Origin of the sequence: Shewanella intestini (assembly GCF_018221465.1) — a bacterium.
Lineage (GTDB): Bacteria > Pseudomonadota > Gammaproteobacteria > Enterobacterales > Shewanellaceae > Shewanella > Shewanella intestini.
The window spans coordinates 49,610-64,068 of the sequence record NZ_JAAIKR010000011.1; the positions used below are offsets into that span (position 1 = coordinate 49,610).

Annotated in this window: 12 protein-coding genes; 2 read left to right on the forward strand and 10 right to left on the reverse strand. The window is 41.7% G+C overall.

Annotated features, from left to right (window positions below):
* Positions 1-33: 33 nt before the first annotated feature.
* Positions 34-1,299, forward strand: coding sequence for a mechanosensitive ion channel family protein (locus G3R48_RS11580; RefSeq protein WP_212593325.1), 1,266 nt, complete (start codon positions 34-36; stop codon positions 1,297-1,299).
* A 59-nt stretch (positions 1,300-1,358) separates the two neighbouring features.
* On the opposite strand, the gene G3R48_RS11585 is transcribed toward G3R48_RS11580, so the two are convergent.
* The 5 genes from G3R48_RS11585 to G3R48_RS11605 form a co-directional block, all read right to left on the reverse strand.
* Complete coding sequence (locus tag G3R48_RS11585) at positions 1,359-1,928, reverse strand: lysophospholipid acyltransferase family protein (RefSeq protein ID WP_153665974.1); 570 nt, start codon at positions 1,926-1,928, stop codon at positions 1,359-1,361.
* Between the two features lie 367 nt (positions 1,929-2,295).
* Positions 2,296-2,763, reverse strand: coding sequence for a DUF2489 domain-containing protein (locus G3R48_RS11590; RefSeq protein ID WP_212593326.1), 468 nt, complete (start codon positions 2,761-2,763; stop codon positions 2,296-2,298).
* A 110-nt stretch (positions 2,764-2,873) separates the two neighbouring features.
* Positions 2,874-3,422 carry a Der GTPase-activating protein YihI gene (yihI, locus tag G3R48_RS11595; RefSeq protein WP_153666039.1) on the reverse strand — a complete coding sequence of 183 codons (549 nt, stop codon included), beginning with the start codon at positions 3,420-3,422 and terminating at the stop codon, positions 2,874-2,876.
* 56 nt (positions 3,423-3,478) lie between these two features.
* On the reverse strand, positions 3,479-4,144 hold the full coding sequence (locus G3R48_RS11600) for a class I SAM-dependent methyltransferase (protein ID WP_153665972.1): 666 nt from the start codon (positions 4,142-4,144) through the stop codon (positions 3,479-3,481).
* 851 nt (positions 4,145-4,995) lie between these two features.
* Positions 4,996-5,619, reverse strand: a complete 624-nt coding sequence (locus tag G3R48_RS11605) for a c-type cytochrome (protein WP_153665970.1) — start codon at positions 5,617-5,619, stop codon at positions 4,996-4,998.
* A 258-nt stretch (positions 5,620-5,877) separates the two neighbouring features.
* Between G3R48_RS11605 and yihA the strand changes: the two genes are divergently transcribed.
* Positions 5,878-6,525: a ribosome biogenesis GTP-binding protein YihA/YsxC gene (gene yihA / locus G3R48_RS11610; RefSeq protein WP_212593327.1), complete on the forward strand. Its 648-nt coding sequence runs from the start codon at positions 5,878-5,880 to the stop codon at positions 6,523-6,525.
* Positions 6,526-7,411: 886 nt separating this feature from the next.
* Here the strand turns inward: yihA and polA are convergent.
* The 5 genes from polA to G3R48_RS11635 all read right to left on the reverse strand — a co-directional run bounded on the left by polA (position 7,412) and on the right by G3R48_RS11635 (position 14,435).
* On the reverse strand, positions 7,412-10,162 hold the full coding sequence (polA, locus tag G3R48_RS11615; protein WP_153665966.1) for a DNA polymerase I: 2,751 nt from the start codon (positions 10,160-10,162) through the stop codon (positions 7,412-7,414).
* A 793-nt stretch (positions 10,163-10,955) separates the two neighbouring features.
* Positions 10,956-11,804 (reverse strand): rhomboid family intramembrane serine protease GlpG, encoded by an 849-nt coding sequence (gene glpG / locus G3R48_RS11620; protein ID WP_153665964.1) that lies wholly within the window; start codon positions 11,802-11,804, stop codon positions 10,956-10,958.
* Positions 11,801-12,109, reverse strand: coding sequence for a thiosulfate sulfurtransferase GlpE (gene glpE, locus G3R48_RS11625; protein WP_153665962.1), 309 nt, complete (start codon positions 12,107-12,109; stop codon positions 11,801-11,803). Before glpE ends, glpG begins: the two co-directional genes overlap by 4 nt.
* 94 nt (positions 12,110-12,203) lie before the next feature.
* Positions 12,204-13,229 carry an L-threonine 3-dehydrogenase gene (gene tdh, locus G3R48_RS11630; protein ID WP_153665961.1) on the reverse strand — a complete coding sequence of 342 codons (1,026 nt, stop codon included), beginning with the start codon at positions 13,227-13,229 and terminating at the stop codon, positions 12,204-12,206.
* 12 nt (positions 13,230-13,241) lie between these two features.
* Entirely contained in the window at positions 13,242-14,435 is a 1,194-nt protein-coding gene (locus G3R48_RS11635) for a glycine C-acetyltransferase (RefSeq protein WP_212593328.1), read from the reverse strand.
* Between the last annotated feature and the right edge of the window lie 24 nt (positions 14,436-14,459).

The following is a 14,459-nucleotide window of genomic DNA, read 5'->3' on the forward strand; positions in this document are numbered from 1 at the left end:
TGCAGCAATTTATTTTTAGTAAAGGACATGATTGTGAACATAGATCTTCGAGTCGAACTAACCCGATGGTTAACCAGTATCGGCATTAACGCGCAACCTTCAGACTGGTTAACGACCAGCATCATTATTGTGGTGTGTTTGCTCTGTGCTGGCTTAAGTTATTACTTCACGCAAAAATTTGTGGTGCGGGTTATCAACTTGGTGATCAAACGTTCATCAATCACTTGGGATGATATTTTTGTTAGTCGCGGCGTATTTGAGCGCTTAGCATTATTTGTACCCGTTTTATTGCTCGACCTCATCGTGCCCATTGTTTTGACTGAGCATGAATTAATGAGTGAGTTCTTTGACCGAAGCTTGTCGGCACTGCTGGTCATTATCACTATCCGCGCCATTTACGCTGCGTTAAATGCTGTTGATGATATTTCTGACAATAACCGCATGAATCGCCGCATTCCAGTTAAAAGTTTTGTGCAATTAATCAAACTGTTCTTGTTCATTATTGGGTTCATTGTGGTCGTGGCGATAGTGTCAGATAAGTCACCCATTTATTTCTTTAGTGGTTTAGGGGTCGCAACAGGTTTAGTGATGTTGGTCTTTAGGGACACCATCTTAGGTTTTGTTGCTGGGATTCAGTTAGCGGCTAATAGAATGGTAAGCAAAGGCGATTGGATTCAAATGGACAAATACGGCGCTGACGGTGAAGTGATTGATGTCACTTTGACGACGGTTAAAGTTCAAAACTGGGACAAAACGATTACCATGATCCCAGCTTATTCATTAGTGTCTGATGCATTTAAAAACTGGCAAGGGATGTCAGAGTCGGGTGGACGTCGAATCAAACGAGCAGTGAATATCGACATAAATAGCATTGGCTTTTTAAGTGAAGCAGACATTGAACGCTTACAGAAAGTGAATTGCTTAAAAAGCTACTTACCCAAAATTATTGCTGAGATAAGCAGTGGCAATGCAGATGTTGCTGATCCAGACATGCTTATTAATGGTCGCCACTTAACCAATATCGGCACGTTTAGAGCGTATCTGCAGGCATTTTTAGATCAGCACCCTAAGGTGCGTAAAGACATGACCTTAATGGTGCGCCAGTTAGCACCCACTACCCAAGGCGTGCCTATAGAAGTGTATATTTTTTCTAATGATACGGTGTGGTTCAATTATGAAGGTATACAAGGCGATATATTTGACCATATTTTCGCGGTACTACCAGAGTTTGGTTTGCATGCTTATCAGCAACCTACAGGGCAAGAGCTTGGAGCCTTACTCACAATACCTAAAGCATAATAAAAGTGAGCCGCATTATTGATGCGGCTTAACTATTCGTGCGCACGTAAACCATTGTATTATTTTGTTTTAGTTGGGGTTGCACTGTAGCTTGGGATTACTTTAGGGTGACGGCCTTGAATTGTCCGAAAGAAATCTAATAAAGCATTCATGTCTTTTTCAATGTCGTTGGTCGGCTTAAAGGGAGCGGATATGACAATGGTTTTACGTTTAAAATCTAATCCCACGGGGACAATATCGATATTGGCTTTAACTGCAATATGATAAAAGCCCGTTTTCCAGCGTGTGACTGGGCTGCGAGTTCCTTCTGGTGCGAGCGCAAGTTTATAGTAAGGTTGCTGTTGATATAGCTGCACTGCTGCGTCGACTAAGTTGTTATGTTTGCGGCGATCAACAGGGCTACCTCCCATCGCTTTAAATAACCAGCCCCAAGGCGGAATAAATAGTTGGTGTTTTCCTAAGAAATTTATTTGTGTGCCTAAAGCCCCGCGGCCGATGATGCCAATAATAAAGTCCCAATTACTGGTGTGCGGGCCAACCGCCATAATAAAAGCACTATTGGGATCAACTTGCCCTTCTAGTTGCCAACCTATCAAGCGCAGCAACCTGCGAAATAATGATGTCATCATGTGTGGATTCCATTTTTTACCACTAAAAAATAACGGTCTTTTTTAGTGTGAATGATATTTTTATTGGTTTTGAGTGTTTATCCAACCATGAAACCGCACAATCCACAACATTTAACTGAATATGAAGTGATTACTATGGTGCACCCTGAATAGGCAATAGGCAATAGGCAATAGGCAATAGGCAATAGGCAATAGGCAATAGGGAAATTAATTTGACTGCTGGTGGCGTGTGAACTTTATTCAGTGCGCTAGCTAGCACTTAATCGGCATTTGATGCTGATGAGCGATGGCATCAACGTCATATAAGCCAATATAATGTTTATGCCTTGCGGTTTATTTAATGACCCTTAAAAAGCCAGGTGAGCCATTAATGTTTTACTGGTACTTCAAAAGTGGTGATTTGCTTCACTTCTTGCAAGATGGTGGTTTCAAGTTCCGCTTCTGACTTCATTCTTGCGAAATCTAATTTCATTCGTTGCTGTTTAGGCAGGGCTTTACGCTCTTCTTTTATCGGATGAGACTGAATAAGTTGGTAATGCGTAAACAGGCTAGGGTAGTCACTAGTGACTTGCTCAGTTAACGATAACGCATCGAACAATTTACCAATGCGCATAACGCCTTCAGATAATTCACAGCGTTCTTCTAACATCGCCACAGCAATATAGCGGATGTCAGTTATCACCGACTCGCGGCGCTCATTGGCTAGAGTGATTCGGTCTTGGTTAGCTTGGCGATAAGCTGCGGTTTGCTTTTTGAGTTTTAATAGTAAATAAGCGGCGTAACAGCCCAAGGTGAGCACGATGATAATGGCGGGAATAACAAAGTGAGTCGACACGAAATTTCCTTTTAGTGGTCATTAAACGCCTGCAACAGGGTGAGGATGATTACTGTGTTGCGAGTTTTGGTAATAAAAAAGTGGCACTAATTAGTGCCACTTTATCATTTTTAGTCTTTGTTTTGGTACATATTAAGCAAATCAGCACCACTTTCAAAACGGTTTAAAAGCTCATCGTCTGATGCGGCTTTAGCTGGCGCTTCGGCTGGCATTTCGCCATCTTCCAAACCTAGGTTTTTCATTAAGCGCTCAATGGTGTCTAACTGCTCATCAAGCCATTTTTGGTCATTGGCATTTAATTCATGACCTTCTTCTAACATGTCGAGCAATTTGTTTAGACGTGGATCATCTTCCAGTTTTAACAGTTTTTGCTCATCAGTGAGCTTAGGTTGTTTTACTTTAGCCTTTAATGGCTCAGTAATGGCTTTTGGTGCAACTAATGACACCGGCTTTTTGCTGCCATGACGCGGATCTTTGCGTTTCGCACCTTTAGCTTGTGGGCTTTGTGAATTTAATAATGTTTCATTGTGACGACTGCCAGACTTATGACCTGTGTCTTTTTTCTTACTATCAACTTGGTTACGGTCGGCTTTTTTTACTCTAGGAGCATGTTTAGGGCCGTTTTCTCCGCCTTTACGCGTTTTTTTGCTGCGAGCCATGGTGTTCTCGTTAAGTTGGTCAATCATGTTCTTGACGCCTTTATGGCATCAAGACGCTAAATAAGGTTGCGCTTTATATCAGATCCTGATGTTTTTTGCATCAAAATGAAGTCTTTCGAGGCAAATAATAGCGTAAAACTTGCGTTGGTGGCCATATATTCAAATGTCAGTTGTTGATAAAAGCTCACATGTGTGGGGTTGGTTTTGTAATGCCATTTCTCAAATTGCTGCAGGTTGTTTAATAATGGGGTGCTAATTGCTAACCATCCATTGGGACGCACGAGTTGGCTCAATAGTCGCCATTCTTTTTGTGGTGAACGAAAATGCTCAAAGACTCTATAGCAGCATACAAAATCATATTGTTGGTTGAGTACTTCTTGATTGGCGGCAAAGAACGGGTCGTATTGATTGAGGATGTGACCGGCTTGGGTGATTTGTTCCAGGCTATTAGAGTCCAGCACTCGGCCAAAATTAAGTCCTGATAATGTTTGGTTGGGTTGCTGCTGGGCAATGTGTTCAAGTAACGGGAAGATGAACTGTGATAACGACTTTTGTTTTGATATTTCTTGTGCGCGAGCATAGCGTTGTCGTTCAATATTGGGCAACACATGTGAATTAGGCGCTGCGAAAACTAAACCGCAATGAGGGCACAAATAGTAAGCGCGTTTTTTATCTTGTATAAAGAAGTTCGCTTGGTGAGTGCACAGAGGGCAAAGGGTCATTAAATACAGCAATTTCCGTTAAAGCAGTGAATGAATTGAGTATATAAATAAAATGTCGTCATTTATATCAATGGTTGTGTTTGGGGGTAATAAATGTGCTATTGCCCGAAAAAAATATAAAAAAAAGGTGACTGTAAACAGTCACCTTACTATCAGTGCAAAACGCACCTTAATTCTGATTCCAAGTTTCCATACTTGCTATGCGACTATCCCGGTCGGATCCTTCTTTTTTTTAACGCTTTCCATGCTTTTTATTTGTTATTGGTCTTCTTTGACGCTTTATTCAATCTGTTGCCTTCCTGACCACAGTTTCCGTAGATGGTCTCAATGACGCATCAATATCCAATCGTCTTCAATGACGTAAGTTAACCATCCATGTCTTAAGTATCTTCCAGTGATAACAAGCTTCGAGCAAGTGCATCCTCAGCGTTTAGCTTCCGTTGCGACAATTTGAATCCTTCAAATTGTATTGCTGTTGGCTTTTACCTCTGTTGCGTAAGAAAATGCTAAATAGCAAAGCGACCAAGTTTAGTCTGTGTCTTACAAATTCTATTGACCGGGATTTCAAAGGGAAATCACTACTCTTGTTATTATTAGCGAGTGGTCTTAAGTATATTATTGTTATTAATTGATTTTATTCTTATATCTTAAATGTAAAGTATCCGAAATCTGTTTAAAAGAGCTTATTTTTATTGCTTAAACAGTTGGGTTCATCTCGGTACGCAGGTATTTAACCCCAAAAGCGTGATTGATGTCAAGAAAGAATCTTTTGAAGTTGACGTAAACGTAAAGTTGATAGCAAAAATAAAGGGCCATTCAGGCCCTTTTGTGTTGAATATTGTTAGTGAATGTTACTGCTTAATGCTTGAAATATATTTAGATAATGCTTCGATGTCTTCATTAGACAACGCCTTGCTAACATCTTGCATCATACCGTTTAAGTCGTTGTTACGATTTGTATCGCGGAACTTGGTTAACTGAATTTTAATGTAATTGGCATGCTGTCCACTGACTTCTGGAAAGCCTGCGGTTTCAATACCGTTACCCTTTGGGCCATGACAGGCAATACAAGCGGTGATCCCACGAGCGTTGTCCCCTGATAGATATAATTGCTTACCTAGCTCTGGAACATCAGCAACATTAATATCGGTTTTCTTTTGGCTGGCATAAAACGCCGCCAAATCTGCAATGTCTTGATCGCTTAAGGCCATGCTCATACCGCCCATAATTGGATCCATACGGCCTTCTTTGCCACCAGTCTTAGCGGCAGCACGAAAATCAGTTAATTGTTTTTCTAAATAATTGCTGTGTTGACCTGCAAGCTTAGGATACATGTCAATCATGCTGTTGCCGTCAACACCGTGACAGGCTGCGCACATTGCTGATTTAGCTTGACCCGCTTCGGCATTACCTGCTGCCATAGCTGGTGTTGACATGGTTGCGACTATAGAGAGTGCAAGAGCTAACTTTTTCATGGCGTTCCAACTTCTTGTTAATTTATTGTCCTGAGCTTACATGGTTAACCTGTAAGCGTGATAAAATAGTTGTCCCAAGCTTTTAACCTTAAAAGTCTGCTTTTTTATGGCAGATGAGCCTTACAGCGTCGCACACATTATTGTGGCTTGGGTATATAATGTGATCGGGCTAATATTTTACACGAAAATGTGGAAAAGACAGCATTTGTTAAACATTTATACGTTTATGTTGTTTTTTGTAATTAACTGGAGCAAACAGTGTCAGAATCTCGTATCGACTTTCGCCAAGCAAAATTTTTAATTAGTGCACCGGATATTGCTCATTTAGATGAGTATCTACCGGGCGATGTTGGAGTTGAAATAGCCTTTGCTGGTCGTTCAAATGCCGGTAAATCGAGTGCATTGAATGCGTTAACAGAACAAAAAGGCTTAGCTAGGACCAGTAAAACCCCTGGGCGTACTCAGCTAATTAACGTTTTTTCGTTAGATGCTGACCGTCGCTTAGTGGATTTACCTGGTTATGGATTTGCGAAAGTTCCGCTTGCGATGAAAATTAAGTGGCAAGCAGCACTGGGTGAATATTTACAAAAACGGGCCTGTTTAAGTGGTGTGGTGGTATTAATGGATATTCGTCATCCACTCAAAGACTTAGACTTACAAATGATTGAATGGGCTGTCGCAAGTGAAATTCCCGTTTTAGCACTTTTAACTAAAGCAGATAAATTAGCCCAAAGTGCAAAAATGAAGACGGTAAATAAAGTGCGTAAAGACTTGGCTGAATTTGGTGACTGGGTGAGCGTTGAACCGTTTTCTTCAACCAAAGGTACGGGTAAGCCAAAAGTACTTAATATTCTAAATGGTTGGTGTCATCCCCAATGGTTAACTGAGGCTGATAAGCCTGAATAATGATGACCTAAAGCCGCCAATATAGAGTAATGGCTAACAATAAGTTGGCCATTTTTTTTGCAAGTTTTAGGCAAAAAAAACCGACAGCTAGTGGCTATCGGTAAAAATAGTAGCTCTTTTGGGGAGAAGCTAAAATTCAACAAGACTCAAGTGCCATCTACTGATGACCCTCAACCGGTTTATCATACTTCATTCATGATAAGGTTTAAAGTATTTGCTCTAAATTAGTTTTGGGCATAAAAAAACCCCAGCAATCTACATCGCTGAGGTGCCTAATTTGGCGCACTATAAATAGTGAAATAAAAGGTTTAATAGATTGAACATCTTAACCTCTGTACCCTACGCCACAAATCATAGTCTATTTATCGCTAAATAGAAAACAGTATTTCGATATTGTGGTTAATAATGTGATTTTGCGCCCGATTTTGAGCGTTTTTTAAACTTATTAACAGTTTCTTGAAAAAATGTCTGCAGACGATGTCACGATGTCACGATGTCACGATGTCACGATGTCACGATGTCACGATGTCACGATGTCACGATGTCACGATGTCACGATGTCACGATGTCACGATGTCGATAGGTATTCTTTAGTGTTGGAACGTTGGGTGATGAAAGGTCGAGTGATAAAAACGGGAGTCGGTTGTGGGTGAACGCGCCTTTTGTTGAATATGGCTTGATAGCGGGCTAATAAAGTTAACATGCAAAGCAGCACAGAGTGAATAAAACTAAGTGGTTTTATGATTGAGTTTGAAGATTGAATAGCAGACCACCTATAAACGAAGGCGCGACACAGAATCTGCGATAGGGTCTTAATCGAAGGCGTAACGCATTGGCATGAGAGCGGAGCGTGAAAATATTCATGCTCTCATGCCGTCTCGTTGACTTAGTGGGCTTGTTCCCAGTTATCACCAGTACCACCTTCGGCAAGTAGGGTGACATCTAAGTTGGCGGCATCAGCCATTAATTGACACACCTTTTGTTGCAATTGCTCAGCTTTAGCTTCATCTACTTCAAATACTAATTCATCGTGCACTTGCATGAGCATGATAATTTCACCTTGGGTGTCATTAGCAATCCATGAGGCAACGTTGATCATGGCTTTTTTGATGATATCTGCAGCAGTGCCTTGCATTGGGGCATTAATGGCGGCGCGTTCAGCTGCTTGACGACGCATCGCGTTGCGGTCTCGTATTTCTGGTAAATACAATCGACGACCAAATAGGGTTGACACGTAACCGAGTTCAGCAGCTTCTGCGCGGGTGTCTTCCATGTATTTTAATACGCCAGGGTAGCGAGCAAAGTAAGTATCTATGTACTTTTGTGCTTCTGCACGTGGTATATCTAACTGCTTGGCTAAGCCAAATGCCGACATGCCATAAATTAAGCCAAAGTTGACCGCTTTAGCTCGGCGGCGTTGCTCGGTGGTCACTTCTTCAAAATGAACCCCAAATACTTCTGCGGCAGTGGCGCGGTGAATATCTTTACCTTGAGCAAAGGCGGTAAGTAAGCCTTTATCTTGAGACAGGTGCGCCATGATACGTAATTCAATTTGCGAGTAATCGGCAGCAAGAATTTTTTTGCCTTCAGGTGCCACAAAAGCATGACGAATTCGGCGACCTTCTTCTGTACGAATTGGAATGTTTTGTAGGTTTGGCTCGCTAGATGATAAGCGCCCCGTTGCAGCGTTCGCTTGGTGATAGCTGGTATGGACCCGGCCTGTGACAGGGTTGACCATTAATGGCAGTTTGTCAGTGTAAGTGCTTTTTAACTTGGCTAAGCTGCGGTGCTCTAAAATAATTTTAGGCAGTGGGTAGTCTAAAGCCAGTTCTACTAATACTTCTTCTGATGTTGAAGGTGCACCTTTAGGGGTTTTCTTGATTACCGGGTAGCCAAGTTTGTCAAAGAACAAAGCTTGCAGCTGTTTAGGTGAAGCAAGATTGAATTTTTCGCCCGCTATCTCATAGGCTTTTTGTTGTAATTCATCGAGTTTTTGGGCCAGCTCTTGGCTTTGTTGGCTAAGTAGCATGGAGTCAATGTAAACCCCCGTGCGCTCGATGCCCGATAGTACTTGGATTAGGGGTAATTCAAGATCGGTAAATACACTCGCCAGTTGTGGTTCTTTTTCAAGTCGCGGCCATAAGTGTTGATGCAAGCGTAAGGTGATATCGGCATCTTCAGCCGCGTAAGGGCCAGCAACGTCTAAATCAATTTGATTAAAAGTGAGCTGTTTTGCTCCTTTACCGGCAATTTCTTCAAAGCTGATATTTTTATGGCTTAAATATTTAAGCGCTAAACCATCCATGTCGTGACGTGATGCAACAGAATTAAACACGTAAGACTCAAGCATGGTGTCAAACTTAACCCCAGCAAGCTTAACACCTTGGTTAGCCATGATGCTGATATCGTATTTAAGGTTTTGACCGACTTTAGCTGGTTTGTCTGCTTCAAGGATTGGTCGTAGCTTTTCTAATACCAGTTGTTTTGATAATTGCGTTGGCGCACCGACGTAATCATGTGCCACAGGTACATAAGCAGCTTTACCGACTTCAACGGCAAAAGAAAGTCCGACTAATTCAGCTTCCATGTAATTTAGACTGGTCGTCTCGGTGTCAAAAGCCATTAGTTCAGCTTGACTGAGTGTTGCGATCCAGGCGTCTAAATCTTGTTCGGTTAAAATGGTTTGGTATTCAGTTGCAATATCTTGTTTAACGATGGTTTCTTCAGCGGGTGAAGGCGAAGCTTTTCCTGCAGTATTGTCGAGCACTTCTGCTAACCAACGTTTGAATTCCATTTCACTGTAGCAAGCGACTAGTTCATCTTTATCTTGAGGCTTAATGTTGAGTGCTTGCCAAGGTTGTTCTAATTCAACATCGGTTTTAATTGTTGCAAGCTCGTATGACAGCTTTAGCATCTCTGCGTTGTCGATAATCTTTTTAGGCATGGTTTTAGCGCCTCTAAAACTGACCTCAAGTACGCTTTGTGGATTTGCTAATAAGGTGTCAACGCTACCTACGCCTGTAAGCATCGCAAGAGCGGTTTTTTCACCGACACCGGGTAAGCCTGGAATGTTATCGGCTTTATCACCCATTAAAGCTAAGTAATCGATGATAAGTTCTGGGCCAACACCAAATTTTGTGGTGACCTCTGCAGGCCCCATCACGGTATCAGTCATGGTGTTGATGAGGGTGACGTTATCATCAACCAATTGCGCCATGTCTTTATCGCCAGTACTGATAAGTGTTGCACGGCCTTCTTTACTAGCTTGAACGGCAATCGTGCCAATGACATCGTCGGCTTCTACACCTTCAATAGAAATTAATGGCAAACCGAGTGCACGAATAATGCGATGTAAGGGAGCGATTTGACTACGAAGGTCATCTGGCATTGGTGGGCGTTGAGCTTTGTATTCACTGTACATGTCGTTACGGAAGGTTTTACCCTTGGCATCAAAAACCACTGCAATATGACTTGGGTCATAGCGGGTGATCAAACTTCTAAGCATGTTCACTACACCATAAACTGCACCGGTAGCTTCGCCTTTAGAGTTAGTCAAATGTGGTGGTGCATAATACGCACGGTATAAATATGAAGAACCATCGACAAGCACGAGGGGATTGTTTGGAATTGTAGGCATAGTGGGTTTCGTAGTCAGTATTCTGAGATACTATAGGATGACATTATCGCTTACATTGCTCAACCTTGTTTATGATTTGCTTGTGCGACGATGACAGTAAATAAGGGAATGAAAATTTGTCCAGTGTGTAAATAAGGCGATCTTAACTTGTTGTTAGATCTTCAATGATCGCGCAAGTCGTTAAAATGAGGAGATATTGGATCTGAATTGATAGCAATTAACAAGCAACCTGTGGATAAGTCTGTTAGTTAAATAGCAATATAAGAAATGAGTCTTTTTAATGAGGAGAATTGATTTTTTGTAAATCACTGTTTATCAAGGATATTATTTGAAAGTGTGAACTGGGTGAAGATCTCAAAAAAAAAACTAAATTTGTGGACTTTTTTAAATAGCAAGACTAGACAACGTATTATTTCACGATCGTAACTGTCTATTTTTTACGCTGACCAAATTCGAGCCACTAAGTTAGCATGATTAATATTCAGATCAACTGTTTTGTTTGTTTTTTGTTAAATTATTTTTTGATCAAAAATCACTGTTCAAATAAATTATTGAAGTTAAATAATATTTTTCTTTTAAGTAAGTGAATAAGAAGAAAAGTTGATACTGAAATAAGCAGGTTTCATTGCCAAAAGGGGCGTAGTGAGTCAGGTTATGGGATCAAGATAAAAGATCTTTGTCATAGTGGAAGAGTTATCAACAATGAGTGTTGTCTGATGTTGCTGCCAGCGGCATGGCAGCGTATTTATACACAAGTTAATAATGACGTCATTTGTTTATTAATCGGGATCATTTACTTATTGCTGGCATGGCGTTCGCGGCTATCAAATAAAGCTTGTAACAAACCAACAACTAAGCCTCCCATGTGGGCTCCATTGGCAATTGGCATGCCTAATATGTCAGTAAAGCCAAGGACTAACCAAATCATCATAAATACCATATAGCTGTCTGGTAGCCAGATACCTTTGTAAGGTTGGCGTTTTCCCATCAACCAAGTGTAGCCAACCACGGCATAGACCACGCCTGATAACCCGCCAAAATTTGGTCCTGAGACAAAATACTGTAAAACACTAGGTAAGGTACCACCAACCACCAATAGGAACATCAAGGGCGCCATACCGAGTTTGTTTTCTATTTTTCCGCCTAAATACCACCACCACAGCAAGTTAAAGCTGACATGCATTATGGAAAAGTGCATTAAACTGGGGGTAAAAATACGCCAAAATTCGCTGTAGTTGTTATTCGCAGTCGCATTAAAAAAGGATAACGATTCATATACTGGGTTAGCAAAACCAATATTCATGGCGATGTAAATTAATACACAAACTAATACGGTGATCAGAGTTAATGGGCCACCACCAGTTATAAACTGTTGTAATAGCCCTAAGCCACCTGAGCCGTAGTTAAATTTAATCTGGCTACTGCCGTTATCCCAAGATGCTTGTCGGTATTTACTATCAGCTGGATGTTGAAGAAATAAAGCGAGTTCTCTGAGTGCAATGGCTTCATCTTGTTGATGTTCAATGAATAGTTTGACTCCCTGAGGGTCGGGAATGCTACTACAAATAATATCGAGTCCTTTAAGGTAATCAATAAAGGCTTGTGCCATGCGTGCATTAGGGAGTAAACCAATTTCAATCATGCGTTTGCTGTGCTCCAAGCGCTATAGCCACCATCGAGGCTGTATACGTCGTCAAAACCTTGTTCGATTAAATAGTTTGCCGCATTTTGGCTACTAATACCGTGATAACACACGACAACAAGTGGCGCGTCCATGTCAGCATCGGCAATGATATTGGCGATGTTTTCATTGTTTAAGTTTATTGAACCGGCAATGTGAGCTGTATTAAAGCTGGCTTCATCGCGTATATCGACAATTTGTACTAAATCTGACTCTGCGGTCATGTGGATTAATTCATTAATCGAAAGGTGTTTAAATGTACTCATAACAAAGAAACTCGCTTATTTTGGGTTAGATTGATTATGAAGTAAGGGGTTATCATCAGACAACCCCTTAATGCGTGCATGTGTTAAACGGTGTTTATTCCCAGTCGAGAATAACTTTACCTGAATGTCCTGAGCGCATAGCATCGAAGCCTTGTTGAAAGTCATCGATTTTATAGTGATGGGTGATGATTGGGCTTAAATCTAAGCCTGATTGAATGAGGCTGGCCATTTTGTACCAAGTCTCAAACATTTCACGACCGTAAATTCCTTTTAAGATAAGCCCTTTAAAGATGACTTTACTCCAGTCGATTGCCATGTCACCACCTGGAATGCCCAACATGGCAATTTTGCCGCCGTGGTTCATGGTGTCTAACATAGAATGAAACGCTGACGGTACACCCGACATTTCAAGCCCGACATCAAAACCTTCTGTCATGCCAAGTTCAGTCATGACATTTTCAAGGTTTTCTTTGGCGACGTTAACTGCACGTGTCGCACCCATTTTACGGGCGAGATCAAGGCGATATTCGTTTACGTCAGTAATAACTACATGACGAGCGCCAACATGTTTACACACCGCTGCAGCCATAATACCAATTGGGCCTGCACCCGTAATTAATACATCTTCACCAACCACATCAAATGACAGTGCGGTATGTACAGCGTTACCAAATGGGTCAAATACTGAAGCTAAGTCATCTGAAATATCATCAGGAATTTTAAATGCATTAAAGGCTGGAATAACAAGGTATTCAGCAAAAGCGCCTTCGCGGTTAACACCAACACCAGAGGTATTACGGCATAAGTGGGTGCGACCACCACGGCAGTTACGGCAATGCCCACAGGTAATGTGGCCTTCACCTGATACTCTATCGCCAACAGTAAAACCACGCACTTCTTGGCCCATGTCGACAACTTCGCCAACATATTCATGGCCAACAACCATCGGTACTGGAATAGTGTTTTGTGACCATTCATCCCAGTTATAAATATGGACGTCGGTACCGCAAATTGCCGTTTTTTTAATTTTGATTAATAGATCGTTATGGCCCATTTTAGGTTTAGGCGCATCAACCATCCAAATGCCTTCTTCTGGCTTTAATTTACTTAATGCTTTCATGTTCGTGACCTATTAAATAATACCCATGTCTTTACCTATACGGGTAAAGGCGTCAATTGCATGGTCAACTTGGGCACGAGTATGTGCTGCTGACATTTGAGTGCGAATGCGTGCTTGGCCTTTAGGTACCACAGGGAACGAGAAACCAATTACGTAAATGTTTTCAGCAAGTAGACGGTTGGCAAAGTCACCCGCTAATTTAGCATCACCAATCATGACTGGAATAATGGCGTGGTCAGCGCCGCCTAAGGTAAAGCCTGCTGCAGACATTTGTTCGCGGAAATAACGGCTGTTTTCCCAAACCGCTTCACGTAAAGCCTGACCGGTTTTAAGCATTTCAAGCACATGGATAGACGCGGTAACAATAGAAGGCGCTAATGAGTTTGAGAATAGGTAAGGGCGTGATCGCTGACGTAACCATTCAACCACTTCTTTTTTAGCGGCAGTAAACCCGCCAGAGGCGCCGCCTAATGCTTTACCAAGTGTGCCGGTAATAATATCAACGCGATCCATGACCTCACAATATTCATGCGTACCGCGGCCATTTTTACCTACAAAACCAACTGCGTGAGAGTCGTCGATCATGACTAAAGCGCCATATTTATCGGCAAGGTCGCACACGCCCTTAAGGTTGGCAATAACGCCATCCATTGAGAATACGCCGTCAGTAGCAATGAGAATATTACGTGCGCCAGCTTCAGTTGCTGCGATCAGTTGGGTTTCTAGATCGGCCATATCGTTGTTGGCGTAACGGAAACGTTTTGCTTTACATAAACGCACACCATCAATAATTGAAGCGTGGTTTAATGCGTCTGAAACAATAGCGTCATTGGCGTCAAGCAAGGTTTCAAATAAGCCTGCGTTGGCGTCAAAGCATGAAGAATATAAAATGGTGTCTTCCATGCCAAGGAATTCACTTAAGCTTGCTTCAAGTTGTTTGTGAATGTCTTGGGTGCCACAAATAAATCGTACCGACGCCATACCAAAACCGTGACGCTCTAAACCGCCTTGAGCGGCTTTGACCAATTCAGGGTGATTTGCTAAGCCTAAATAGTTATTAGCGCAAAAGTTAATGACTTCATTATTATTTACTGCAATGGCAGTTTGTTGTGCAGAAGCAATAATGCGTTCACTTTTGTATAAGCCATCAGCTTTAACTTCAGCAATTTGTTGGTTAATTCGGTCGTAAAAAGAGGTAGAGGCCACCTGAATTCTCCTAGTGATGTTGTT